We start from the raw sequence: 26,228 nt of genomic DNA, 5'->3' as shown, positions 1-26,228 counted from the left end.
GTCCGGCTTATAGTGCGCGTCGCGTCAGTCCAGCCCAACCGCAGGATTACAGTTTGCCTAATACCACCCCGCCAGCGTCCGTTAGCACCCTCGATCCTGCGACCGGATCGCCCCTGCGCGGAACCCTGAAGGGTGCACTGGCGACCCTGGTTCTAATGCTGCTCGCACTGCTGTTCTGGCAATTGCTGGATCAGCTTCGCGAATCCCGGGAAAACCAGCGTCAATACACCATCGACTACACCGCTGACCTGGCTTCGCAAGTCAGCCTGAACATGGCGCTGAACGCGCGGATGGCCCTCAACCTGCTACCGATCGTCGAACAACCGCAAAACGCCGACGAACAGCAGGCCTTGCTGCGCAAACTGCAAAAGTCCCTACCCGACCTGCGCAGCGTGGCATTGCTCAGCCCGTCCGGGAAAATCCTCAGCGACACTGCCGCCGACAGTCGGGACGCCGACTACCTGAGCGAGCTGGTCCGGCGCAGCCGCGCCCAGGCGCACTACTTCAGCAATACCGATGATGGCTCAGTGGTGAATCTGCTGTTGCATCAAGCCAGCGGCAGCTCCCGTGGCTACTGGGTCCTGCGCCTGGCGCCGAGGTTTTTCGCGGCACTGACCAAACCGAACGAAGCCGGCATCCGCCCTCTCTGGCTGGTGGAAAACCGCGTCAATCACCAGGTCATCAGCCGCGATCAGACGCTGCCCATGACCAAGCCAGGCGCGTTGACCCAGGACGAGCTGGCCAACAGCGTGTTGACGGTGCCCCTGAGCAGCAGCGATTGGCAACTGCGCGGGCTGTTCGACCGGCAACGCGTGCTTGAACAACTGTTGCCGGCGTTCATCGGCAAATGCCTGCTGGGCCTGGCCCTCTCTCTACTGCCATTGATCGCGCTGCTGAACATGCGCCGCCGCCAGCGCCAGCTGCATGAAGGCCGCCGACGCTATCAGAATATCTTCGAAGGCACCGGGGTCGCCCTGTGCGTACTGGATGTGTCCGGACTCAAGCGCCGCTTCGACAAGGCCCGGCTGCACAGCACCGAACACTTGCGGGCCTGGCTGGAGATTCCGCAGCAACGTCAGCAACTGCTGCGGGAACTGCGTATCACCGAGGTCAATCAGGTTGCCCTGCAACTGCTCGACGTAAACTCCACCGAACACGCCTGGAAACTGCTGATCGACGGCCATCCGCAGGACGGTAATGCCGTGGGCAATCAAGTGCTCGAAGCCGTGCTCAATCAGCACAAGCAGCTTGAACTGGAAATCAAGCTCCAGGACGCCAAGGGTCGCGACCAACACCTGTGGCTGGTGCTGTGCCTGCCGGAAGACCAGGACGATTGCAACGCGGTGATCCTGAGCATCACCGACATCACCCGCCGCAAGCTCGTTGAACTGTCGCTGCTGGAGCGCGAAAGTTTCTGGTCCGACGTGGTGCGCACCGTGCCGGACCACCTGTACGTCCAGGACGTGATCAGCCAGCGAATGATCTTCAGCAACCACCACCTGGGGCAGACACTCGGTTACAACCGTACCGAATTGCAGCAGATGGGCGAATACTTCTGGGAGATCCTGCTGCACGCCGAAGATGCCGACGTCTATCACCGCTCGCGTCAAACCCAGCGTCAGGAAGGTTACAGACAATTGCTGCAGTGCCAACTGCGCTTCCGCCACAGGGACGGCAAATGGCGACGGTTCGAGATTCGCGAGCAGGCCCTGGCGCGGGATACGCAGGGTCAGGTCAGCCGAATCATCGGCGTCGCCAAGGATATCACCGAGCAGATCGAAGCCAGCGAATCGCTGCACGACAGCGAGCAACGCTACCGGATGCTCGCTGAAAGCATCAGCGACGTGATTCTCTCCACCGACAGCAAGCTGGCCCTCAATTACGTCAGCCCGTCGGTACAGGTGGTGCTGGGTTACGACGTCGACTGGATTCTCCAGCACGGCTGGCAATCGACCCTGGCCAACCCGCAACAGCTGAGCGGCATTTACAGCCTGATGGACCGGATCGGCAAGGCGCTGGACAACCCCGAGCAACTGACCTTGTTGCGCAACCAGGTGCAGAACCAATTGTTCCTGTTCGATTGCCTGCGGGCCGACGGGCGCAAGATTCCGATCGAACTGCGGCTGGTGCTGGTCTGGGATGAACTCGGTGGGTTCGAAGGCGTGCTGGGCGTCGGGCGCGACATCAGCCAGCAACGCCGGGCCGAGAAAGACCTGCGCATGGCCGCGACGGTATTCGAGCACTCGACTTCGGCGATCCTGATTACCGATCCGGCCGGCTATATCGTCCAGGCCAATGAAGCGTTCACTCGCGTCAGCGGGTATGCCGTGGAGCAGGTGCTCGATCAGCTGCCGAACATGCTGACCGTCGACGAGCAGCAGGAAGCCCATCTGCGCTATGTGCTCAAGCAATTGCACCAGCACAGCACCTGGGAAGGTGAAGTCTGGCTCAAACGACGCAATGGCGAACACTACCCCGCCTGGGTCGGGATTACCGCGGTGCTGGACGACGAAGGCGATCTGGCCAGCTATGTGTGCTTCTTCAGCGACATCAGCGAGCGCAAGGCCAGTGAACAGCGGATTCACCGCCTCGCCTATTACGACGCGCTCACCCACCTGCCCAACCGCACACTGTTCCAGGACCGCCTGCACACGGCCCTGCAATCGGCCGAGCGACAGAAGTCCTGGGTGGTGCTGATGTTCCTCGACCTGGACCGCTTCAAGCCGATCAACGACTCCCTGGGCCACGCCGCTGGCGATCGCATGCTCAAGGACATGGCCACGCGTTTGCTCGATTGCGTCGACGATGACGACACCGTGGCGCGCATGGGTGGCGATGAATTCACCTTGCTGCTGCAGCCGCGGGTCAATCGCGAAACCGCGCTGAACCGGGCGATTCATGTGGCGGAACAGATTCTTGCCAGCCTGGTGAAACCCTTCGTCCTCGAAGGCCGCGAGTTCTTCGTCACGGCCAGTATCGGCATCGCCTTGAGCCCGCAGGATGGCAACGAGCTCAGTCAGCTGATGAAAAACGCAGACACCGCGATGTACCACGCCAAGGAACGCGGCAAGAACAACTTCCAGTTTTATCAGGCACAGATGAACGCCAGCGCCCTGGAGCGCCTGGAACTGGAAAGTGACTTGCGCCACGCCCTGGAGCAAAACGAATTCATTTTGTATTACCAACCGCAGTTCAGCGGCGACGGCAAGCGCCTGACCGGCGCCGAAGCACTGCTGCGCTGGCGTCACCCGCGTCGCGGCCTGGTACCGCCAGGGGACTTCATTCCGGTGCTCGAAGAGCTGGGGCTGGTGGTGGATGTCGGCGACTGGGTGATCGGCGAGGCCTGCCGCCAGCTCAAGGTCTGGCATCAGGCCAGGGTTCGGGTGCCCAAGGTCTCGGTGAACATTTCCGCCCGGCAGTTCTCCGATGGCCAGCTCGGCACGCGCATTGCCGCCATCCTCGAGGAAACCGGCCTGCCGCCGGCGTGCCTGGAGCTGGAACTGACCGAAAGTATCCTGATGCGCGAAGTCAGCGAAGCGATGCAGATTCTCGCCGGGCTGAAAAACCTGGGCCTGAGCATCGCGGTCGACGATTTCGGCACCGGTTACTCATCGCTCAACTACCTCAAGCAATTCCCGATCGACGTGCTCAAGATCGACCGCACCTTCGTCGACGGCCTGCCGTCGGGCGAGCAGGATGCGCAGATCGCCCGGGCGATCATCGCCATGGCCCACAGCCTGAATCTGGCGGTGATCGCCGAAGGCGTGGAAACCCATGAACAGCTCGAGTTCCTGCGTGAGCATGGCTGTGATGAGGTTCAGGGGTACCTGTTCGGGCGGCCGATGCCGGCCGGGCAGTTCGAGGCGCAGCTCAGTCACGATGCGCTGATCATGTTCGATTGAAATCTTGCAGTGGGGCTATGGCCTCACCGCTGATCCCGTCATGAAGCCCACTTGTCTGCGACATGATGTCCTTTCATATGCCATCTAAAACCCATTAGGTTAGAATGCCCCCCTTTTCTGCCCCCGATCCTTGAGGACCGCCATGTTCAGCCGTGATTTGACTATTGCCAAGTACGACGCCGATCTCTTTGCCGCCATGGAGCAAGAAGCTCAGCGCCAGGAAGAGCACATTGAGCTGATCGCTTCGGAAAACTACACCAGCCCTGCGGTGATGGAAGCTCAAGGCTCGGTACTGACCAACAAGTACGCCGAAGGCTACCCGGGCAAGCGCTACTACGGTGGTTGCGAGTTCGTCGACGTGGTCGAGCAGCTCGCGATCGACCGCGCCAAGGAACTGTTCGGCGCCGATTACGCCAACGTTCAGCCGCACGCCGGCTCCCAAGCCAACAGCGCCGTGTACCTGGCCCTGCTGCAAGCGGGCGACACCATCCTGGGCATGAGCCTGGCCCACGGCGGTCACCTGACCCACGGTGCCAGCGTTTCGTCTTCCGGCAAGCTGTACAACGCCGTGCAGTACGGGATCGATGCCAACGGCCTGATCGACTACGACGAAGTCGAGCGCCTGGCGGTCGAGCACAAGCCGAAAATGATCGTGGCCGGTTTCTCTGCCTACTCGCAGATCCTCGACTTCCCGCGCTTCCGCGAAATCGCCGACAAGGTTGGCGCCTACCTGTTCGTTGACATGGCTCACGTGGCCGGTCTGGTCGCCGCGGGCGTCTACCCGAACCCGGTGCCTTTCGCTGACGTCGTGACCACCACCACCCACAAGACCCTGCGCGGTCCACGTGGTGGCCTGATCCTGGCTCGTGCCAACGCCGACATCGAGAAGAAGCTGAACTCCGCGGTGTTCCCGGGCGCCCAGGGCGGCCCGCTGGAGCACGTGATCGCCGCCAAGGCGATCTGCTTCAAGGAAGCGCTGCAGCCTGAGTTCAAGACTTACCAGCAACAAGTGGTGAAAAACGCCCAGACCATGGCCAGCGTGTTCATCGAGCGCGGTTTCGACGTGGTCTCCGGCGGTACTGAAAACCACCTGTTCCTGCTGTCGCTGATCAAGCAGGAAATCTCCGGTAAGGACGCTGACGCCGCGCTGGGCAAAGCGTTCATCACCGTGAACAAAAACTCCGTGCCAAACGATCCACGCTCGCCGTTCGTCACCTCCGGCCTGCGCTTCGGTACTCCAGCCGTGACCACTCGTGGCTTCAAGGAAGCAGAGTGCAAGGAACTGGCTGGCTGGATCTGCGACATCCTGGCGGACCTGAACAACGAAGCGGTGATCGACGCCGTTCGCGAGAAGGTCAAGGCCATCTGCAAGAAGCTGCCGGTGTACGGCGCTTAATCAGCCCGCCAGACCGCAGCAATGAAAAAACCGGCCAGTGAATGGCCGGTTTTTTTTCGTCTGCGATTTATCGCGTTTCCCTGTCGGCACAACCGGTCAGACCGGTCATGCCAATTTTTTGTATCTGCTCTTGTAATCCTGGAAAAACCCAGCGTAGACTGAGCCTGCACTGGACATACCGGTAAGACCACAATAATTAAGTCCTGAATCTGATGCGCTCAAGCGTCGGCAGCCAGGACACCGACCAGGATTCCTCCCATGCTCAGATGGTGCTCGCGTTCAATCTTCCTCCAAGTGGTTCTCGGACTGGTGCTCGGCATCGTCTGCGGACTGACCCTTCCTGAATACTCCGCCCAGCTCAAACCGCTCGGCGATGGCTTCATCAAACTGATCAAGATGCTCATCGGTCTGATCGTGTTTTGCGTGGTGGTCAGCGGCATCAGCGGTGCCGGCGACCTGAAGAAGGTCGGACGCATCGGCCTCAAATCAGTGATCTACTTTGAAGTCCTGACCACCATCGCCCTGGTGATCGGCCTGGTCTTCGCCTTCAGTACCGGCATTGGCAGCGGCGCGAACATCCATCTGGATCAGCTCTCCGCCGCCGATATGGGCGATATCGCCCAGCGCGGTCAGCACATGCACACCACCACGCAGTTCCTGATGGACCTGATCCCGACCTCGGTGATCGGCGCCTTTGCCGACAACAACATTTTGCAGGTCCTGCTGTTTTCCGTATTGTTCGGCAGCGCGCTGAACCTGGTGGGTGAAGCGGCTTCCGGCATTTCACGGCTGATCAATGAGCTGAGCCACGTCATCTTCCGCATCATGGGCATGATCGTACGCCTGGCGCCGATCGGCGTGTTCGGTGCGATCGCCTTTACTACCAGCAAATATGGCCTGGACTCGCTGCAGCATCTGGGCAGCCTGGTCGGCCTGTTTTACCTGACTTGCGCGGCGTTCGTGGCGTTGATTCTCGGCCTGGTGATGCGCCTGTCCGGCCTGCGGATGTGGCCATTGCTCAAGTACCTGCGCGAAGAATTGCTGATTGTCATGGGCACCGCCTCGTCCGATGCCGTGCTGCCACAAATCATGCGCAAGCTTGAGCACCTCGGCATCGGCAGTTCGACAGTCGGCCTGGTGATTCCTACGGGTTACTCGTTCAACCTGGACGGTTTCTCGATCTATCTGACCCTGGCTATCGTGTTCATCGCCAACGCCACCGGTACGCCACTGGCCATGACCGACCTGCTGACGATTCTGCTGGTATCGCTGATCACCTCCAAAGGCGCCCATGGCATTCCCGGCTCGGCGCTGGTGATTCTCGCGGCGACCCTGACAGCAATCCCGGCCATTCCGGTCGTGGGCCTGGTACTGGTGCTGGCAGTGGACTGGTTCATGGGTATCGGCCGGGCGCTGACCAACCTGATCGGCAACTGCGTCGCTACAGTGGCCATCGCGCGCTGGGAAAAAGACATCGATATCGAACGGGCGAACAAAGTACTTTCCGGTCAGCTGGGTTATACCTTCCAGCCCAGGAAGCCAGCAGGCCCGGCGCATCAGCAGGAATTTTGAATAATCGCCGTGCCTGCCCGCGGGCAGGCACGGCCATCAATCGTTATGGATACTCATGGAGCGAACAGTGATCACCTCGTCGACCGTTGTGAATTCAGTCGTAGAAAAACTTCGGGCCGCTCTGGCCCGTGGTCAGTGGCGCTCCGGTGAAATGCTGCCGGGGCAAAGGGAATTGGCCGAACAACTGGGCATCAGCCGCCCGAGCCTGCGCGAAGCCGTGATCGTGCTGGAGACCCTCGGACTGGTGCGTTCCATGCCAGGCAAAGGCGTGGTCGTGCTGGAGGCCAATCTGAGCGACAGCCAGAGTCACGACAGCGCGGTGGCCGGGGCGAGCCTGGAAGACGTGCTGCAACTGCGTTATACCCTCGAGCCCTTCATTGTCGGCCTGGTGGCACAGTCCATCAGCAGCAAGGAAATCGGGCAACTGCGCCTGACCCTGATGGATATGCGCGAAGCCCTGGAGGCCAACGACAGCGAAGCCGGGGTGAACGCCTACATCGCGTTCCACGAAGAACTGTTCACCCTGACCTCGAACCCGATCTTCCAGAGCGTGGTGCAGCAGACCAGTAATGCCCTCAAGCAAAGCGCCGAGGTACTGCGCAATTCTCCGGAGCATCTGGCGGAACGGCTCGAAGAAAACGAAGCCGTGGTGCGGGCCATACGCAGTAAAAACAGCGCTCAAGCCAGCGCCGAAATGCGTCGGCACATCCTTCGCGAAGGCCAGCGGATGGGCATCGAATTGAATATTCCGGACGATAATCTCGTCAGTTGACCCACTCTTCGAACTGGAGACAGGCCATGAACAGCTTCGCTTCACCGCAAACACTCGGCGCCCTGCCCTTTCCCCGAACAAGCAACGGGAAACCACCCGTGGTTGATCTCTACTCGCGGGTCTTCGATGCCATTCTCGAACAGCGCATCGAGGCGAGCAGTCGCTTTACCGAAGAAAGCCTGGCGCAGATGTTCAGTGTTCGACGCAGTGACATTCGGGGCGTGCTGACGCAACTGTCCCACCAGCAGATCATCGTACTTCGGCCCAACCATCGGCCCCGCGTGGCTGCGCTCAATACCGAACAGACCCGGCAAACGCTGCACGCCCGGCGGCTGACGGAACTCACGCTGGTACGGCTTGCCTGCCAGCAACCTCAAGCGAACGATGTGCAACGCCTGCAGGAACTGGTCAAGCGCGAACGCCAGTGCCTGGAGCGCGACCAGCGTGGCACCGCGATCCGGTTGGCCGGTGAATTTCATCTGGCATTGGCTGATATGGCGGGGAATGCACCGTTGGCGCATTTTCTTGGCAGTCTGGTGCCGCTCACTTCGTTAGCGATTGCGCAGTTTGATGCGTCGGCGCAGGTTTATTGCGGATGGCGGGAGCAGGTTGGGATTGTGGATGCGGTCGAGCGAGGGGATGCTGTGATGGCGACGGGCTTGATGAACCGGCATCTGGATCAGATAGAAGATATGTTGCTGAACTCGGAGCCTTGCCAAAACCGTGTTGCCGGTTAGATCGCTATCGCGAGCAAGCTCGCTCCCACAGGGAAATGCATTTCAAAATGTGGGAGCGAGCTTGCTCGCGATGGGGCCATAGCAGACGCCGACAATGCTTCAGGTTGCGGCAACCCGATCAAACCCCTCACGAATCTTCTCTTCCGGCAAATCATCGGCAATAAACACGATCACACTTTCCCGCGCTTCATCGTCCGCCCACTCCGTGTCCCAGTCGAAGCCGTACAACTTCAATACCCCCTGAAACACCATCCGCCGCGGTTCACCCAGGATATTCAATACGCCTTTGTAGCGCAGCAATTGCTTGCCATGCTCTTCCAGCAACTCGTTCATGAACGCGCTGAGCCTGTCGATATCCAGCGGCTTGTCGGTACGCAGCACCAGGCTGGAAATGCGGTCGATGGAAGGCGCCTTGCTGACGGGCCGCAAACTCACCCCGCCACCGAGGTCGGCATTGAGATTGAAACCGCGCACATCGAGCAATTCGGCAAGGTCGATCTTGCCGTGGTCGACTACGCGGATCGGCGCGCGACGGTTGATCCGGGTCAGGCGCTCACTCAATGCAGTGAAGGTCGCTTCGTCCACCAGGTCCCGCTTGCTCACCAGCAGGCGGTCGGCAAAACCGATCTGGGCCTGGGCGATGGTCTGGGTCAGGTGCGTGTCGGCGTGCGCCGCGTCCACCAGGGTGATGATGCCGTCGAGGATGTAACGCTCGCGCAGCTCTTCGTCGATGAAGAAGGTTTGCGCCACGGGTGCCGGATCGGCCAGGCCAGTGCATTCGATCACCAGGCGGTCGAAGGCGATTTCACCACTGTCCAGGCGCTCCAGCAGCAGGTACAGCGCTTTGGTCAGGTCGGTGTGGATGGTGCAACAGACGCAGCCGTTGGACAGCGTCATCACTTGTACCGGTTCATCGCCCAATAGTTGGGTGTCGATGCCGGCATCGCTGAATTCGTTCTCGATCACGGCGATTTTCAGGCCGTGTTCGGCTTTGAGCAGGTGACGCAGCAGCGTGGTTTTGCCGGCGCCGAGGAAGCCGCTGAGGATCGTGACCGGGATTGGTGTGAGCAAAACAAAAATCTCCCATGCGCTAAAAAAAACTGTAGGAGCCCGGCTTGCCGGCGATGGCGTCCTTGAGATCGCTATCGCCAGCAAGCCGGCTCCTACAGGTTTGTATTGCCTAGTGCTGCATTAGCAACACTTGGGCCCACCCTTGCCACCGTAACGCGCTTCCTGACGTTCGCGGAAGAACATCTCGTAGCTCATCACCGGTTTGTCCGGGTGTTTGTTCTGCATATGCTCCACGTAATTGTCGTAGTCGGGCATGCCGACCATCAGGCGCGCGGCCTGACCGAGGTATTTACCGAGGCGACTCAGGTCATTGAACATGTTTGCAATCCTCGATCAAGCATCCGGCAGGGCCTGGAACGGTGCTTCTTTATCCGTACGTTCCTTGGTGCCCCAGGCGGCAATACCGACCTTGAGCGCATAGAACAGGATGCTGAACACCACGAACAGGAACAGCGCCGTCAGCGTGGCGTTGGTGTAGGCATTGAAGATCACGTGCTGCATTTGGGTGATGTCCTTGGCCGGGGCGAGGATCTGGCCGTTGGCCAGGGCATCGCTGTATTTCTTCGCCAGCGACAGGAAGCCGATCGCCGGGTTGGCGTCGAACAGCTTGATGAAGCCGGCGGTGGTGGTACAGATCAGCAGCCAGACCGCAGGCAGCATGGTGACCCAGACGTAACGTTGACGCTTCATCTTGATCAGCACCACCGTCGCCAGCATCAGTGCGATCCCGGCCAGCATCTGGTTGGAGATACCGAACAGCGGCCACAAGGTGTTGATGCCGCCCAGCGGATCGATCACGCCCTGATACAGCAACCAACCCCACATGGCCACGCAACCGGCGGTGGCGATCAGGTTGGCGGTCCAGGACTCGGTGCGTTTCAGCGCCGGCACGAAGGAACCCAGCAAGTCCTGGAGCATGAAACGGCCGGCACGGGTACCGGCGTCCACCGCGGTGAGGATGAACAGCGCTTCGAACAGGATCGCGAAGTGGTACCAGAACGCCATGGTGTTTTCACCCGGCAGGAGACTGTGCAGGATCTGCGCAATACCGACCGCCAGGGTCGGCGCACCGCCGGCGCGAGCCAGGATGGTGGTTTCACCGATGTCCTTGGCCACCGCTTGCAGCGCTTCCGGGGTGATTGCAAAACCCCAGCTGCTGACGGTCTGCGCCACAGCCACCACGTCACCACCGACGACTGCCGCCGGGCTGTTCATGGCGAAGTACACGCCTGGCTCGATCACCGAAGCCGCCACCATCGCCATGATGGCGACGAAGGATTCCATCAGCATGGCGCCGTAACCGATGTAACGGGAGTTGACCTCGTTATCCAGCAACTTCGGGGTGGTGCCGGAGGAGATCAACGCGTGGAAACCGGAAACCGCGCCACAGGCGATGGTGATGAACAGGAACGGGAACAGACCGCCCTTCCACACCGGCCCGGTGCCGTCGGTGAACTGGGTCAATGCCGGCATTTTCAACTCGGGCATGGTGACCAGGATGCCGATCGCCAGCGCCACGATGGTACCGATCTTGAGAAAGGTCGACAGGTAGTCGCGCGGCGCCAGGATCAGCCAGACCGGTAACGAGGCGGCCACGAAACCGTAACCGACCAGCATCCACGTAATCTGCACGCCAGTGAAGCTGAACGCCTTGGCCCAGACCGGATCGGCGGCAATCTGCCCGCCCAGCCAGATCGAGCCGAGCAGCAGCAACACGCCGACCACGGAGATTTCACCGATGCGCCCCGGACGGATGTAGCGCATATAAATGCCCATGAACATCGCGATCGGGATGGTCGCCATCACTGTGAAAATGCCCCACGGGCTTTCGGCCAGGGCCTTGACCACGATCAGCGCCAGCACCGCAAGGATGATGATCATGATCAGGAAGCAGCCGAACAGCGCGATGGTGCCGGGGATGCGGCCCATTTCTTCACGGACCATGTCGCCCAGGGAGCGGCCGTTGCGGCGGGTGGACATGAACAGGACCATGAAGTCCTGCACCGCACCGGCCAGCACCACCCCGGCGATCAGCCACAGCGTACCGGGCAGGTAACCCATCTGTGCCGCCAGGACCGGCCCCACCAGCGGTCCCGCACCGGCGATGGCGGCGAAGTGGTGACCGAAAAGGATGTGTTTGTTGGTCGGCACGTAGTCCAGACCGTCATTGTTGAGCACGGCGGGGGTGGCCCGGCGCGGATCGAGTTGCATCACATTGGTAGCGATGAACAGACTGTAGTAACGGTACGCAACCAGATAAATGGCCACCGCGGCGACCACGATCCACAAGGCGTTGATCGGCTCGCCTCGGCGCAATGCCACGACGCCGAGCGCACACGCGCCCACGATTGCCAGCAGCAGCCAGGGTAGGTGGCGTAGCAGGCCATTATTATTTTTCATTTTATGATTCCAGCCAAGGTGGACAAGAAAGACAGCCATCCCGAGTTTAGCTCGCCTGACAACAAAGGCCATACCCCGATAGTGGTCGGGACGCCTGCCTGGCTCGCAGGCCTTGCCATTACAGGTCTATAGTCAGCGAACATTTAGAGGATCGCGCCATGAGCGAGCACCCTGATCGCCGCCGCTTCAAACGTATCGCGTTCGATGCCAGAACCGAACTGGGCCAGGGGGCATTTATCTGGCCGGTGAGGTTGATCGACTTGTCACTCAAGGGGCTGTTGATCGAAAAACCCGAGCCGTGGCTGGGAAATCGGCAACAGGATTTTTTCGTCGACATTCATCTGAGCGATGAAATCGACATCACCATGGACCTGCGCCTGACCCATGACGATCACGGCCAGCTCGGTTTCGCCTGCCTTCACATCAGCCTGGAATCCATCGAGCGTCTGCGGCGCTTGATCGAGTTGAATCTGGGTGATCCGCAGGAGCTGGAGCGGGAATTGGGCGCACTGATCGAAACCTGACGGCCTACGACATCCCAATGAGGGAGCGGACGTGCTCGCGAAAACGGTCCTCCATTCAACATTGATGTCGTCTGATCCGACGCCTTCGCGAGCAAGCCCGCTCCCACAGGGAATGTGTTCAACCAGCCGGCTACTCGAACAACGCGTCGAGGGCCTGTTCCAAGCGAGTGACGGCAATGATCTGCAACCCGGGCGGAGCCTCCTTCGGCGCATTGCCCTTGGGCACGATGGCACGCTTGAAGCCGTGCTTGGCGGCTTCTTTCAAGCGCTCCTGGCCGCTCGGCACCGGACGCACTTCGCCCGATAGCCCCACCTCACCGAACACCAGCAAATCATGCGGCAGTGGCCGATTGCGCAAACTGGACATGACCGCCGCCATCAGCGCCAGGTCGGAGGCCGTTTCCAGCACCTTCACCCCACCGACCACATTGAGGAACACGTCCTGGTCGTGGGTCGGAATGCCGCCGTGACGGTGCAGCACCGCCAGCAACATCGCCAGGCGATTCTGATCCAGCCCCAGCGTTACCCGACGCGGGTTAGCCAGGTGGCTGTCATCCACCAGGGCCTGGACTTCCACCAGCATCGGCCGGGTCCCCTCCCAAGTCGCCATGACCACACTGCCGGGCACTTCTTCCTGAGCACGGGTGAGGAAAATCGCCGACGGGTTGGACACTTCTTTCAAGCCCTTGTCGGTCATGCCGAACACCCCCAGCTCGTTGACCGCGCCGAACCGGTTCTTCACCGCCCGCAGCAGACGCAAGCGCCCATCGGACTCGCCTTCGAAATACAACACTGTGTCGACCATATGTTCCAGCACCCGCGGCCCGGCCAGTGCGCCTTCCTTGGTCACGTGGCCGACCAGGAAAATCGCCGTACCGCTCTGCTTGGCATAACGCACCAGCAACGCTGCGCTCTCGCGAACCTGGGAAACACCACCCGGCGCCGATTGCAGTTGTTCCGTGAAGATCGTCTGAATCGAATCGATCACCATGACCTTGGGCTTTTCCTGCCGGGCCGTGGCGATGATGGTTTCGATGCAGGTTTCGGTCATGACCCGCAATTGATCCTGAGGCAAGCCCAGACGGCGGGCGCGCATGGCCACTTGTTGCTGGGACTCTTCGCCGGTGACGTACAGGGCGGGCATGCTCTTGGCGAGATTGCACAAGGTCTGCAACAAAATGGTCGATTTACCGATGCCGGGGTCGCCACCGATCAATACCACCGAACCGTCCACCAAGCCCCCACCCAGGACGCGATCAAGTTCGCCGGAAGCGGTGGAGAAGCGCGGGATCTCTTCGACACTGACTTCGGCCAGGGTCCTGATCTGCGCCTGCTGCCCGGTCCAGCCGGTGCGACCGCTGGGAGCTGCGGCGCCGCCGCTCTCGACCATGGTTTCCGTCAGGGTGTTCCAGGCACCGCACTCACCACACTGGCCGGCCCACTTGGGAAAGGTTGAGCCGCACTCGGTGCAGCCGTACATGCGCTTGGCCTTGGCCATCTGAACTCCCGGCAAAAACCGCGATGATAGCTCAGTCGGACCGGATCGGCGCGAGGCAGTTGCCTGACGGTTCTTCTACACCAAGTAGCAGGTATCCAGGATAAAGGCACCTTGTTACAACAAGGCAATACTTATACACAGCGTGCGCTTACGCTCATACAAACAGCGGCCTTATCCATTAAACACCGATCAAACTTATACAAACCCTTACACCTCGACTTCTGAACGTACAACTTCACTACTACAAGCCGAATTAATGAACATTACTCGGCACAGGACAGTTACCCTGACCTCGACCCATGAATATTTCCGGCGAGCTTTATCTAAACCAAGCAAACCCATCGATCGAACATCTCTGGCACTTACCGGACATCCGCCTGTATGTCCGGTGTTATCAAGTGTTCCACCGCGACCGATAGACGCCGTTGAACGACCGAAAAAATGACTGCTCAGATAGTGAACATCACCCCTGGAGGATCGGCTCCACGGGTTCAGCTCGCGCATACATGATGGCGATTTGTAAACTTTTTACTGATGATCCGGTCGATAGCAGGCGAGCATCGTAAGCCAGTGTTTCGAGCAAGAAGCATTTTGCTGAATTACACTGCTGGCACCTACCTCATCTGTAACAAGGAAATAACCCATGGGCGTGATCAGTGAGTTCAAGGCCTTCGCGGTCAAAGGCAATGTGGTCGACATGGCCGTCGGTATCATCATCGGCGCCGCCTTCGGCAAGATCGTTTCGTCGGCCGTCGGTGACGTGATCATGCCGCCCATCGGCCTGTTGATCGGCGGGGTGGATTTCAGCGACCTGGCCATCACGCTCAAGGCCGCCAACGGGGACGTCCCGGCGGTGGTGCTGGCGTATGGCAAATTCATCCAGAGCTTGATCGACTTCATCATCGTCGCCTTCGCGATCTTCATGGGCGTCAAAGCCATCAACCGTCTGAAACGCGAAGAAGCCGTTGCGCCAACCCTGCCGCCGGTTCCCACCAAGGAAGAAGAGCTGCTGGGGGAGATCCGCGACCTGCTGAAGGCCCAGAACAATCGGCCTGAGTGATGTTGTGGAGGCAAAAAATGGCGTCTTCGGGCGCCGTTTTTTACCAATAATTTTCCACAGCAACGTGTCCAGGTCGCCGGCTGAGACTCAAGTGCATGTGACGCTGTTTAAGCAATGCTCGCGTGTCATCGATCATCTGCGGGTTGCCGCAGAGCATGACCCGCGAATGCTCGGGCGTCAGCGCCACGCCGGCCGCTTGCTCCAGCTCACCCTTTTCTATCAGTGTGGTGATCCGGCCACTCAAGGCGCCAGGATGCTGCTCGCGCGTGACAGTGGCGATGAACTGCAACTTGTGAGCGTGCTCCGCTAAATAGTCACGCTGCGCCAGACCCGCAATCAGCTCCTGATAAGCCAGTTCCCGGGCTTCGCGTACGCTGTAGACCAGGATGATTCGCTCGAATTTTTCCCAGACCTCGAAGTCCTGCAGAATCGACAGGAACGGTGCCAGGCCGGTGCCTGTGGACAACAGCCAGAGGTCACGCCCGTCGATAAAGCGATCCAGTGTCAGGTAACCGAAGGCCTGACGGTCGACCAGCAGCGTATCGCCGACTTCCAGCCGGCTCAGTTCACTGGTGAATTCCCCCCCCGGCACCACGATTGAGAAGAACTCGAGGAATTCGTCATAGGGTGACGAAACCATGGAGTAAGCGCGCCATACCGTGCTGCCATCAGCCTTGGTCACCCCTAACCGGGCAAATTGCCCCGCTCGAAAGCGAAACCCCGGATCCCGGGTGGTCCGCAGGGTAAACAGGTTCGGGGTCAACGGCTGAACGTCGAGCAAGGTCTGGCGCGTGAATTTTTCTAGACTGGCAGTCATGGGTCGCTCCATACAACGGATAGCGTCCAGTGTCCCGCAAAGCAAGGGAAGTTAACACCGACGATTTGTAGTGCCTTTACAAGGGTCATCGACTGATTCATTTCACGTTTTTTTCACAACTGCCCAGACCAGGCAAATCATATTAAACATGACATTCAAACTCCGTGTTGTATTAGAACTGGATATTTAAATTTTAATGTCCCGGCAATCTAAAAATTCTCACAACGAAGTAGGAATAGTCCTACACTCGGGACGTGCTGGATCTCGGATCCAATTTGGCACCAAACGGAAAGAGAATGGAGACCTATGATGGAAAGGTGGATGGAGTCACAATTAAACCAACTGTCGTGCACAACGGAGATGGATACCGCCTACCGCATCGCACTTGGCTTCGCGAAAAATATAGGGTTCAAATTTTTCGCATTTTCAACAACTTATAAAACGGATCTCGATCAATTCGAAACTATCAAGTTCAACAACTACCCTGCTGCCTGGAACAAGGAATATGAACAGAAGCAAATGAGGGCAATTGACCCGGTAGTGGCTCATTGCAATCACTCCGTGTTGCCTATTCTTTGGAGTGAAGAACTCTTCGCCCCTGTACCAACACTATGGGAAGCGCTTGAAACCCAAGGCCTGCAGCACGGCTGGTCACACGCCATTCATGACGAAGACCGGGGGTTTTGCAGCATTCTGAGTCTGGCTAGAAGCCATTGCCCGATCACCCCGTTCGAGCTGTACGAACATCTTGGCTTCTCAGTCTTCATGGGCCGCCATCTGCATGCCTTGATCGCGCAGACCTTGCCAAAAAAAGCCGCGGCACCGCCCGCGTCGCATTTGTCCACCAGGGAAATCGACGTATTGAAACTGGCAGCCGATGGCAAGACCGCCTATGAGAGCGCCAGAATTCTCAACCTCAGCCCGCGCACCATCAATTTTCATGTGCAGAGCGCGATTGTGAAACTCGGCGTCAACAACAAGATTGCGGCAGTCATCACCGCAGCCAAGGAAGGCTATCTCAGTAGCAATGCGATGCGATGATTGATAAAACCTGCGAGTAATCCAGAAGAAAAAAACGTACCATTTGCGGTCCTTCCTGAGTGATGACGTGTGAAGCTTCACGACGCAGTACGCTCGGATGGTCTCGCGCGCAACCCATGCCCCCAGGCCGCGGGAGACCTGTTGATTGTCCCTGTCGATTTCCCCAGAGTCCCCGCGCCATGCCCTTGCTCGAAACACCCTTCGCCCGACTTGACCTGATCCGCCAGCCCGAACAGCAGAACGAACCGCTGCAGGCATTTGATGCCGCGGATGAATACCTGCTCAATTATCTGGCCGAACAGCAACCGGGCACGGACTCTCAAGTGTTGGTGCTTAACGACAGCTTCGGCGCATTGGCCGCCAGCCTGCAGGGCAAGGTCCGGGTGATCAGCAGCGGCGATTCGTTCCTGGCCTTTCAAGGGCTGGAGAAGAACCTGATCCGTAACGGCCAGGCATTTGATGCGGTGCAGAGCGTCCCTGCCAGCGAAATGCTGACGGGGCCGTTTGACCGGGTATTGGTCCGGGTGCCGAAAACCCTGGCCTTGCTGGAGGAGCAACTGATCCGTCTGCAAGGTCAGTTGGCACCGGGCGCCCAAGTGATTGCCGGCGCCATGATCAAGCACCTGCCCCGCGCTGCGGGCGATCTGCTGGAGCGTTACATCGGGCCGGTGCGCGCCTCGCTGGCGGTGAAGAAAGCCCGGCTGTTGATCGCTGACGCTGAAGCCAAGGTTCCGGCTATCTCTCCTTACCCGACTCGCTACCTACTTGACGAGCCTGCGATCGAACTGCTCAACCACGCCAACGTATTCTGCCGCGAAGGGCTGGATATCGGCACTCGGGCATTTCTGCCGCACTTGCCCAGCAATCTCGGCGCGGCACGGGTTGCCGACCTCGGTTGCGGTAACGGTGTCCTGGCCATCGCCAGCGCTCTGCAAAATCCTGAAGCCCTTTACACGCTGGTGGACGAGTCGTTCATGGCTGTGCAATCGGCGACCGAAAACTGGCACAAGGCGCTGGATGATCGGCCAGTCATTGTGCGTGCCGGCGATGGTTTGGCCGGGCAGGAACCCCAGTCTCTGGACGTGGTGCTGTGCAACCCGCCGTTTCACCAGCAACAAGTGGTCGGCGACTTCCTGGCCTGGCGGATGTTTCAGCAGGCACGTGAAGCGCTGGTGGTGGGCGGCGCGTTGTACATCGTCGGCAACCGTCACCTGGGTTATCACAGCAAGCTCGCGCGCCTGTTTCGCGGAGTCGAACAAGTGGCCGCCACGCCCAAGTTCGTGATCCTCAAGGCCCGAAAATAATTCATGCAAAAAACCCTCCGCTAAGGAGGGTTGTAAATCCGTGCCGCGAGGCAACGGGATGGGATGTTGCGCAATCAGTGGGTCGACAAGCCCGCGGCGTTCATGAACATGCGCATCAGGCTCGCGACGATGAACAGCGCCACCACGCTGCCGGTCCAGATCATCGCCAGCCAGCCCAGTCGTTGCCACAGCGGCTTTTTCTCTGCTGCTTCGATTTCCTGCAAGGAATGTTTGCCAGCCATCATCGCGATCTCCTCTGAAACGGCGCAGGTATCAGTGCCTGCACCCCTATCGTGTGCTCTAGTGGTAGCCATCTTCGTGGGTGACCTTGCCGCGGAATACGTAGTAGCTCCAGAAGGTGTAACCCAGGATGAACGGGATGATGAACAACGTCCCTACCAGCATGAAACCCTGGCTTTGCGGCGGTGCCGCGGCGTCCCAGATCGAGATCGAGGGCGGCACGATGTTCGGCCACAAGCTGATGCCCAGACCGCTGTAGCCGAGGAAAATCAGGACCAGGGTCAGCAGGAACGGCGTGTAATGCGCATTGCGGGCCACGGCGCGAATCAGTCCGTACATGGTCACCAGCACCAGAATCGGCACCGGCAGGAACCAGAACAGGTTTGGCAGGGTGAACCACCGGGCGGCGATCTCGGCGTGCGCCAAAGGTGTCCAGATACTGACGATACCGATCACTGCCAGCACCACAAAGGCTAATGGCCGCGCCAGGTCGTGCATCTGCTCTTGCAACTTGCCTTCGGTTTTCATGATCAGCCAGGTGCACCCGAGCAGCGCATAAGCCACCACCAGCGCCGCGCCACAGAACAGGGTGAATGGCGTCAGCCAGTCCAGCGAGCCACCGGCGAACTGGCGGTTGACGACCGGCAACCCATCAATGAACGCACCCAGCGCCACGCCCTGGAAGAATGTGGCGGCAATCGAGCCACCGATGAATGCCTTGTCCCAGAGGTGGCGCTTGTCGTCCTTGGCCTTGAACCGGAACTCGAAGGCCACGCCACGGAAAATCAACCCGATCAGCATGAATATCAGCGGCAGGTACAACGCCGAGAGCACCACCGAATAGGCCAGCGGGAACGCGCCAAACAACGCCGCCCCGCCCAGTACCAGCCAGGTTTCGTTGCCGTCCCAGACCGGCGCGACGGTGTTCATCATGACGTCACGGTCGGTCTTGCCCTTGATGAACGGGAAGAGAATGCCGATGCCCAGGTCGAAGCCGTCCATGACCACGTACATCATGATGCCGAAGATGATGATCACGGCCCAGATCAGCGGAAGATCGATACCCATGATTCAAATCTCCTTGGTCAGGCTGGGGCTGCTATCAGCGTCGGCGTCATCGTCGGCAGCGGACAGCGGACGAGCCGGTGTGCGTTTCTTGCCTGGACCACCCTCGGGCGTTTCCTTGCCTTCGTCGATCTTCGGCCCTTTGCGCACCAGGCGCATCATGTAGCCCAGACCGGCACCGAACAGCGCGAAATACACCACGACGAACAGGACCAGCGTGATGCTCATCTGCATGAAACTGTGATTGGAGGATGCATCCGCCGTGCGCATCAGGCCGTAGACCACCCACGGCTGACGGCCGATTTCGGTGGTGAACCAACCGGCGAGGATCGCGATCAGGCCGGACGGGCCCATCCACAACGCCAGGTACAGGAATGGTCGCGAGGTGTACAGCTTGTCGCTTTTGCGCAGCCACAGGCTCCACAGACCGGTAAAGATCATCAGCATGCCCAGCCCCACCATGACCCGGAACGACCAGAACACGATGGTCGAATTCGGCCGGTCTTCAGGCGGGAAGTCCTTGAGCGCCGGCACCTGTTTGTCCAGCGAGTGTGTGAGGATCAGGCTGCCCAGGTAAGGAATTTCGACCGCAAATTTGGTCCGTTCCTCTTTCATGTCCGGCCAGCCGAACAGGATCAACGGAGTCGGTTCATCGCCGTGGTTCTCCCAATGGCCTTCAATCGCGGCGATTTTCGCCGGCTGATGCTTGAGGGTATTGAGACCGTGGAAGTCACCGATGACGGCTTGGATCGGCGCCACGATCAAGGCCATCCACATCGCCATCGAGAGCATGGTGCGGATCGCCGGATTGTCCTTGCCCCGCAGCAAGTGCCAGGCCGCCGAGGAGCCGACGAAGAATGCGGTCGCAACGAACGCCGCTGTCGACATGTGCAACAGGCGATACGGGAACGACGGGTTGAAGATCACCGCCAGCCAGTCCACCGGAATCACCTGGCCATTGACGATTTCGTAGCCTTGGGGGGTTTGCATCCAGCTGTTGGAAGCGAGAATCCAGAAAGTCGAGATCAGGGTGCCGATGGCGACCATCACCGTGGCGAAGAAGTGCAGATTGCGCCCCACCTTGTTCCAGCCGAACAGCATGACCCCGAGGAAACCGGCTTCGAGGAAGAACGCCGTCAGCACTTCGTACGTCAGCAACGGCCCGGTCACAGAACCGGCGAAGTCCGAGAAGCGACTCCAGTTGGTGCCGAACTGATAGGCCATGACCAGCCCCGAGACCACGCCCATGCCGAAGTTGACGGCAAAGATCTTCGACCAGAAATGGTACAGGTCGCGGTAAGTGTCGTTGTTGGTCTTCAGCCACAGCCCTTCGAGCACCGCCAGGTAACTCGCCAGGCCGATGGTGATGGCCGGGAACAGTATGTGGAACGAGATGGTGAACGCGAATTGAATTCGGGCGAGATCGAGTGCCTCCAAACCGAACATAAGTCTTCCTCTGTCAGGTGATACCGGCTGAAGGCCTGCGGCCTGCACCCACTGCTCCCACGGATATGGAGTGTGGCGAATTCGAATTCGTTCTTTTTTTGCAAACATCACATCGTAGGGAGTCTGGCCAACTGGCCACCGGATCAATTCCACAAGGGTCTTGATCTGGATCAAGCATGGGTAAAAGAGTAGTCCGGTTTTCGGCGATGGACGGTGTGGTCTTTTGCCGCGTGACAGGTTGCCTCATAGCGTTGGTCATGAACCGCAACACATTTGCAGGGTGTGCGACGTCCTGTGGCCAGGGGGCCTTGCTGGATCGGTACCTGGCTAACTAAATCCCCCAAGGCTGCAACTTCTGGTTACAGGTTGGTGATAATCTCACCCTTCCCTCTGTTCAGATTTGCCCTCCGATGCCCAGCCAAGCCCCCTTGCTGTTACGTCATCACCGCCCTTTCATCGCGTTCTGGCTGGCTCGGGTCTTTACCGCCAGCGGCTTTCAGATGCTCACCGTGGCCATCGGCTGGAACCTGTATCAGTTGACCGGCAATGTGCTCGACCTGGGCCTGGTCGGTCTGGTGGAATTTGCCCCGCGGGTGCTGTTCATGCTGCACACCGGGCATGTCGCGGACCGTTATGACCGGCGCAAGGTCGCGGCGATCTGCCAATCCCTGCAAGCCCTGATAGCCCTGTCACTGGCCATCGGCAGTGCGACCGACCATGTCACCCGGGAAATGATCTTCATCCTCGCGTTCCTGCTGGGTGCCGCACGCTCTTTCGAAATGCCGACCACCCAGGCCCTGCTGCCGAGCATCGTGCCCAGTGCACTGTTCCCGCGCGCCGTCGCCGCCGCCCAGTCAGCCCAACAATCGGCGACCATCGTCGCCCCGGCCCTCGGCGGCTTGCTCTACGCCTTCGGCAGTGTCTGGGTGTATGGCCCGACCGTGATCCTCTACATCATCGCCTGTGCGCTGATGCTCAACCTGCCCGGCCGGCAGACACCGCTGAACAAGGGCAAGGCCACCCTGGATTCGTTGCTGGCAGGCATCCGCTTCATTCGTAGCCGTCCGGATATCCTCGGGGCGATTTCCCTGGATCTGTTTGCGGTCCTGCTCGGCGGCGCGACCGCGTTGCTGCCCGTGTTCGCCAAGGACATTCTGTTGACGGGCCCTTGGGGCCTGGGCCTGTTGCGTTCGGCCCCGGCGGTGGGGGCGTTGCTGATGTCGCTCTGGCTGGCGCGGTTCTCCGTGGATCGCAAGGTCGGGCGAGTGATGTTCACCGCCGTCGGCGTGTTCGGCGTGGCGACTATTGCCTTCGGCCTGTCGACCTCCTTCTGGTTTTCCCTCGCGGTCCTGGTGGTGTTGGGCGCAGCGGACATGATCAGCATGGTGATCCGTGCCTCCTTCGTGCAACTGGAAACCCCGGACGAAATGCGCGGCCGGGTCAGCGCCGTGAACGGCCTGTTCATCGGGGCCTCGAACCAGTTGGGCGAGTTTGAATCCGGCCTGACCGCCCATTGGTTCGGCACGGTGCCGGCGGTGGTCATGGGCGGCATCGGCACGCTGGTGGTGACCGGGGTCTGGATCAAACTGTTCCCGACCCTGGCCAATCGCGACCGCATGCACGTGCCGGTGGAAGAAGCCCGGGCCTAAAGCAGCTTGTCCAGGGTGATCGGGAAATCCCGCACCCGTATGCCGGTGGCGTGATAAATGGCATTGGCCACGGCTGCCGCCACCCCGACGACGCCGATTTCGCCGACGCCCTTGGAACCCAGGGCGTTGACGATCTCGTCGTGTTCTTCGACAAACAGTAGGTCAATGTCGCCGATGTCGGCGTTTACCGGGATGTGATACTCGGCCAGGCTGTGGTTCATGTGGCGGCCCAGCGCGTGGTCGGTTTGTGTCTCTTCGTGCAACGCCATGCCGATGCCCCAGACAACGCCGCCAAGGATCTGGCTGCGAGCCATTTTCGGATTGACCACCCGGCCTGCGGCGATTGCACTGACGACCCGGTTGACCTTGACGACGCCCAGGTCTTCGTCGACCAGTACCTCGACGAACACCGCCGAGTGAGTCGCGGTGGCATAGGCTTCGCGTTTCTTGTCGGGTTCGGCGTCCACCTGAACCTCGATCGCCTCTTCCCCGCTGTTCCGGGCCAGGTCGGCCAATGCCACCCGCGCCTCGCCGAAGGTCAATTGCCCATCTTCGAAAACGGCCTGTTCAGCGGTTACTCCAGCGAACGCCGCCGACGTCTGCCGGGCGACGGCGAGTAGTTTTTCCTTTAAAGCTTCGCAGGCTTGCTGCACCGCAGTGCCCACTGACGAGACTGTGAACGATCCTCCCTGCAACGGCGCAGTGGGTAATGAGGAGTCGCCAAGGATAAAGGTGACATCCTTCATCGAAACGCCTGACGCCTGCGCGGCGATTTGCGTCATCACGGTGTAGGTGCCGGTGCCGATGTCTGTCGTTGCGCTGCTGACTGTCAGTTTGCCATGGTGATCGAGGCTGGCTTTGGCACTGGCCTTCTGTTGCATGGCCTCCCAGACGCCACCGGCCATGCCCCAGCCCACCAGCTGCCGGCCCTGGCGCATGCTGCGGGGTTCGGGATTGCGCTGCTCCCAGCCGAAACGCTTGGCGCCCTGGGCATAACACTCGCGCAGTTCTTTGCTGGAATACGGCTTGTCTTCGTTCTGATTGCGCTCGGCGTAGTTGATGAGGCGCAATTGCAAGGGATCGATCGCCAGGGCGCAAGCCAATTCATCCATGGCACACTCCAGGCCGATCAGCCCCAGCGCCGCTCCCGGGGCGCGCATGTCCAAGGGCGTGAACACATCCAGCGGCAGTAGTTTGTAGGTCAGCTGCACGTTGTCACAGTGATAGAGCATGCCGCTCCACTCCACCACATGCTCGGTGAAATCTTCGAATCTGGAGGTCTGGCCGATGGCGGTATGGGCGACCGCCAGCAGACGACCATTGGCCGCCGCCCCTATTTGCAGGCGCTGCAACGTGCGGGGGCGGTAGCCGAAAGTGAACATCTGCTGCCGTGTCAGCGTCACACGTACCGAGCGCTGGAGCGACAGCGCCGCCATGACCGCCAGTACCAGTTGATATTGCGGACGCAAGCCCGAGCCGAACGCGCCACCGACATAAGCCGCGAAAATTCTGACTTGCTGTTTCTCCAGTCCAAAGACCTTTTGCACATAGGACTGACAGTTTTGCGTGCCCTGGGTCTTGTCGTGGATATGCAGACTGCCATCGGCCTGATACAGGACTGTGCTGGCGTGCGGCTCCATCGGGTTGTGATGTTCGATCGGCGTGCTGTAGTTCAGGTCGAGGCTGATGGCCGCGCCGGCAAATTCCTCCTGAAAATGCCCACGGGGTTTGGGCAGTTCGGCGGGGGCCTCGCGGGCTTCGCCTTGCAGCTCTAGCAGATCGGTCTGATGCGCTTCGGTTTCGTATTCGATCACCACCAGTGAACCGGCGTGGCGCGCCAGTTCAAGGTTATCGGCGACCACCAGCGCCAGCGGTTGGCTGCTGTACAGCACCCGGTCGTTGTACAAGGGGCGGAACGGCGACCCTTCGGCCGAGTCGGCATCCTCGTAGGGCTCGTCGTAACTGGCGATTTTCGGCCGGTTCGTGTGATCGATGACCGCGATGACACCAGGCAGCGCCAATGCCTTCGATGCATCAACCCGCACTACCCGCCCCCTGGCGATGGTGCTGGAAACGACGCTGCCGTGAAGCAGGCCTTCCTCGGGAAACTCGCCGGCATAACGTGCCTGACCGGTCACTTTCAGTTGGCCGTCGACCCGATCCAGCGGCTGGCCCATGGGTTGTGTGAAATTATTCATCAAGCTGCCCTCCCCGCGCGGCATCGCTCAGGGCGCGGACAATGGCCCGCCGCGCCAGTTTGACTTTAAACGCGTTGTGTTCGAGCGGTTCGGCGTTTTGCAGCAGGGTATCGGCGGCGACGGTGAAGGTTTCACGGCTGGGCGCCTTGCCCGTCAGCCAGCTTTCGACGGCCTTGTCGCGCCAGGGCTTGTGCGCCACGCCACCCAGGACCAGCCGCGCTTCATGTATGACGGACCCGGTCATCTCGAGCGCCGCGGCCACCGAGACCAGTGCAAAGGCATAGGACGCGCGATCGCGGATCTTCAGGTAATGACTGTGCTCGGCGAAACCGGCAGCGGGCAGTTCAATGGCCGTGATCAGCTCATCGTCGGCCAGTTGGTTGTCACGTTCCGGAGCCTCGCCGGGCAAACGGTGAAAATCGGCAAATTCGATGCTGCGCACACCGCCACGACCCTGCACATGGACCACCGCCTCCAGCGCAGCCAGGGCCACGCACATGTCCGATGGATGCGTGGCGACACACTGCGCACTGGCGCCAAAGATGGCGTGGATTCGATTCAGACCGTCCCGAGCCGGGCAACCGCTGCCGGGCTCACGTTTATTGCACGGCACGCTGGCGTCATAAAAATAATAACAACGGGTGCGTTGCAACAAATTGCCGCCAGCGCTTGCCATATTGCGCAATTGCGGCGAGGCGCCCGCCAGGATGGCCTGGGACAACAGCGGGTAACGCTGCTCGATCAAGGGGTGCCAGGCCAGGTCGGCGTTGCTGACCAGGGCGCCGATCATCAATCCACCCTGGGCCGTTTCGTCGACTTCACGCAGGGGCAGGCCAGTGATATCGATCAGGCGCTCGGGACGGGTAACGTTTTCCTTCATCAGGTCCAGCAGATTGGTCCCGCCTGCAATGAAACGCGAAGCGGGACCTGCGAGATGCACGGCATCCTGCACCGAATCCGGCTTGCTGTAGTGGAAAGGGTTCATAGGCCACCTCCTTGACCGACACCCTGGCGGCAAGCGGGAAGCGCCTCTTCGATGGCATCGCGGATGTTGTTGTAGGCGCCACAGCGGCAGAGGTTACCGCTCATCCCTTCCTTGATCTGCTCGCAGGTCTGCGCCCGCCCTTCATTAGCCAGTCCCACTGCGGAGCAAATCTGCCCTGGCGTGCAATATCCGCATTGAAAGGCATCATGCTTGATGAAGGCGCGCTGCATCGGATGCAGGTCATCGCCGTCGGCCAGGCCTTCGACCGTGACCAGCTCGGCACCATCGCACATCACTGCCAGCGTCAGGCAGGCGTTGACTCGCTTGCCATTGAACAGCACCGTGCAGGCGCCACATTGGCCGTGGTCGCAGCCTTTTTTTGTGCCAACCAGGTCCAGTTGCTCACGCAGCAAGTCGAGCAATGTGGTCCAGGGCAGGACCTCGAGCTGACGGTGTTGACCATTGAGGGTCAGATCCAGCGGGAGACGGGCGAATGACGGCTGCGCAGCGTCGGGAGTGGTCGCGCTCATAAACACCTCACGGTTGGTCGT

General features: G+C 60.0%; 21 protein-coding genes. 10 read left to right on the top strand and 11 right to left on the bottom strand.

The features are described 5' to 3' along the window. Positions 1-53: 53 nt before the first annotated feature. From ELQ88_RS06105 to ELQ88_RS06080, 5 genes are all read left to right on the top strand, one after another. Positions 54-3,902: a bifunctional diguanylate cyclase/phosphodiesterase gene (locus tag ELQ88_RS06105; protein WP_138964172.1), complete on the top strand. Its 3,849-nt coding sequence runs from the start codon at positions 54-56 to the stop codon at positions 3,900-3,902. Between the two features lie 142 nt (positions 3,903-4,044). After that, positions 4,045-5,298: a serine hydroxymethyltransferase gene (gene glyA, locus ELQ88_RS06100; protein ID WP_138964170.1), complete on the top strand. Its 1,254-nt coding sequence runs from the start codon at positions 4,045-4,047 to the stop codon at positions 5,296-5,298. A 258-nt stretch (positions 5,299-5,556) separates the two neighbouring features. Further along, on the top strand, positions 5,557-6,870 hold the full coding sequence (locus ELQ88_RS06090; RefSeq protein ID WP_138964168.1) for a C4-dicarboxylate transporter DctA: 1,314 nt from the start codon (positions 5,557-5,559) through the stop codon (positions 6,868-6,870). 67 nt (positions 6,871-6,937) lie between these two features. Beyond that, positions 6,938-7,642 (top strand): FadR/GntR family transcriptional regulator, encoded by a 705-nt coding sequence (locus tag ELQ88_RS06085; RefSeq protein WP_128874466.1) that lies wholly within the window; start codon positions 6,938-6,940, stop codon positions 7,640-7,642. A 26-nt stretch (positions 7,643-7,668) separates the two neighbouring features. Then, a complete protein-coding gene (locus ELQ88_RS06080) occupies positions 7,669-8,379 on the top strand; it encodes a GntR family transcriptional regulator (protein ID WP_138964166.1) in 711 nt (236 codons plus the stop codon). 99 nt (positions 8,380-8,478) lie between these two features. Here the strand turns inward: ELQ88_RS06080 and yjiA are convergent, their stop codons facing one another. The 3 genes from yjiA to ELQ88_RS06065 all read right to left on the bottom strand — a co-directional run bounded on the left by yjiA (position 8,479) and on the right by ELQ88_RS06065 (position 11,850). Continuing rightward, positions 8,479-9,450, bottom strand: coding sequence for a GTPase (gene yjiA / locus ELQ88_RS06075; RefSeq protein WP_138964164.1), 972 nt, complete (start codon positions 9,448-9,450; stop codon positions 8,479-8,481). Between the two features lie 120 nt (positions 9,451-9,570). Further along, the gene (locus tag ELQ88_RS06070) at positions 9,571-9,768 is read right to left on the bottom strand and encodes a YbdD/YjiX family protein (RefSeq protein ID WP_054616680.1); all 198 of its coding nucleotides are present in this window, start codon (positions 9,766-9,768) and stop codon (positions 9,571-9,573) included. Between the two features lie 15 nt (positions 9,769-9,783). After that, complete coding sequence (locus tag ELQ88_RS06065) at positions 9,784-11,850, bottom strand: carbon starvation CstA family protein (protein WP_128874464.1); 2,067 nt, start codon at positions 11,848-11,850, stop codon at positions 9,784-9,786. Between the two features lie 158 nt (positions 11,851-12,008). Between ELQ88_RS06065 and ELQ88_RS06060 the strand changes: the two genes are divergently transcribed. Beyond that, on the top strand, positions 12,009-12,374 hold the full coding sequence (locus tag ELQ88_RS06060) for a PilZ domain-containing protein (RefSeq protein WP_128874463.1): 366 nt from the start codon (positions 12,009-12,011) through the stop codon (positions 12,372-12,374). 130 nt (positions 12,375-12,504) lie between these two features. Here the strand turns inward: ELQ88_RS06060 and radA are convergent, their stop codons facing one another. Next, positions 12,505-13,872, bottom strand: a complete 1,368-nt coding sequence (gene radA, locus ELQ88_RS06050; RefSeq protein ID WP_064675792.1) for a DNA repair protein RadA — start codon at positions 13,870-13,872, stop codon at positions 12,505-12,507. Positions 13,873-14,515: 643 nt separating this feature from the next. Between radA and mscL the strand changes: the two genes are divergently transcribed. Continuing rightward, positions 14,516-14,932, top strand: a complete 417-nt coding sequence (mscL, locus tag ELQ88_RS06045) for a large-conductance mechanosensitive channel protein MscL (RefSeq protein WP_128874462.1) — start codon at positions 14,516-14,518, stop codon at positions 14,930-14,932. A 40-nt stretch (positions 14,933-14,972) separates the two neighbouring features. On the opposite strand, the gene ELQ88_RS06040 is transcribed toward mscL, so the two are convergent. Then, positions 14,973-15,749 carry a ferredoxin--NADP reductase gene (locus tag ELQ88_RS06040; RefSeq protein ID WP_128874461.1) on the bottom strand — a complete coding sequence of 259 codons (777 nt, stop codon included), beginning with the start codon at positions 15,747-15,749 and terminating at the stop codon, positions 14,973-14,975. Positions 15,750-16,058: 309 nt separating this feature from the next. On the opposite strand from ELQ88_RS06040, the gene ELQ88_RS06035 reads away from it, so the two are divergent. Together ELQ88_RS06035 and ELQ88_RS06030 are read left to right on the top strand one after the other, a co-directional pair. Further along, positions 16,059-16,790 (top strand): autoinducer binding domain-containing protein, encoded by a 732-nt coding sequence (locus ELQ88_RS06035; protein WP_138964162.1) that lies wholly within the window; start codon positions 16,059-16,061, stop codon positions 16,788-16,790. A 179-nt stretch (positions 16,791-16,969) separates the two neighbouring features. Beyond that, positions 16,970-18,094, top strand: a complete 1,125-nt coding sequence (locus tag ELQ88_RS06030; protein WP_138964160.1) for a class I SAM-dependent methyltransferase — start codon at positions 16,970-16,972, stop codon at positions 18,092-18,094. Between the two features lie 74 nt (positions 18,095-18,168). Here the strand turns inward: ELQ88_RS06030 and ELQ88_RS06025 are convergent, their stop codons facing one another. The 3 genes from ELQ88_RS06025 to ELQ88_RS06015 are packed head-to-tail and all read right to left on the bottom strand — an operon-like array spanning position 18,169 to position 20,845. Then, complete coding sequence (locus ELQ88_RS06025; protein WP_064680606.1) at positions 18,169-18,336, bottom strand: DUF2474 domain-containing protein; 168 nt, start codon at positions 18,334-18,336, stop codon at positions 18,169-18,171. Positions 18,337-18,394: 58 nt separating this feature from the next. Continuing rightward, positions 18,395-19,402 carry a cytochrome d ubiquinol oxidase subunit II gene (cydB, locus tag ELQ88_RS06020; protein ID WP_128874458.1) on the bottom strand — a complete coding sequence of 336 codons (1,008 nt, stop codon included), beginning with the start codon at positions 19,400-19,402 and terminating at the stop codon, positions 18,395-18,397. A gap of 3 nt (positions 19,403-19,405) precedes the next feature. After that, on the bottom strand, positions 19,406-20,845 hold the full coding sequence (locus ELQ88_RS06015) for a cytochrome ubiquinol oxidase subunit I (RefSeq protein WP_128874457.1): 1,440 nt from the start codon (positions 20,843-20,845) through the stop codon (positions 19,406-19,408). A gap of 410 nt (positions 20,846-21,255) precedes the next feature. On the opposite strand from ELQ88_RS06015, the gene ELQ88_RS06010 reads away from it, so the two are divergent. Beyond that, on the top strand, positions 21,256-22,494 hold the full coding sequence (locus ELQ88_RS06010) for an MFS transporter (RefSeq protein ID WP_128874456.1): 1,239 nt from the start codon (positions 21,256-21,258) through the stop codon (positions 22,492-22,494). Here the strand turns inward: ELQ88_RS06010 and ELQ88_RS06005 are convergent. From ELQ88_RS06005 to ELQ88_RS05995, 3 genes are read right to left on the bottom strand one after another with little or no spacing between them, the layout of a single operon-like run. Continuing rightward, entirely contained in the window at positions 22,491-24,692 is a 2,202-nt protein-coding gene (locus ELQ88_RS06005; RefSeq protein WP_138964158.1) for a xanthine dehydrogenase family protein molybdopterin-binding subunit, read from the bottom strand. The genes ELQ88_RS06010 and ELQ88_RS06005 overlap by 4 nt on opposite strands. After that, positions 24,685-25,677, bottom strand: a complete 993-nt coding sequence (locus tag ELQ88_RS06000) for a xanthine dehydrogenase family protein subunit M (RefSeq protein ID WP_128874454.1) — start codon at positions 25,675-25,677, stop codon at positions 24,685-24,687. The genes ELQ88_RS06005 and ELQ88_RS06000 overlap by 8 nt, the downstream gene beginning before the upstream one ends. Beyond that, the gene (locus ELQ88_RS05995) at positions 25,674-26,207 is read right to left on the bottom strand and encodes a (2Fe-2S)-binding protein (RefSeq protein WP_128874453.1); all 534 of its coding nucleotides are present in this window, start codon (positions 26,205-26,207) and stop codon (positions 25,674-25,676) included. The genes ELQ88_RS06000 and ELQ88_RS05995 overlap by 4 nt, the downstream gene beginning before the upstream one ends. Positions 26,208-26,228 lie beyond the last annotated feature (21 nt).

It is taken from the genome of Pseudomonas sp. MPC6, assembly GCF_006094435.1.
Lineage (GTDB): Bacteria > Pseudomonadota > Gammaproteobacteria > Pseudomonadales > Pseudomonadaceae > Aquipseudomonas.
This window is presented reverse-complemented; position numbering and strand designations above follow the sequence as displayed.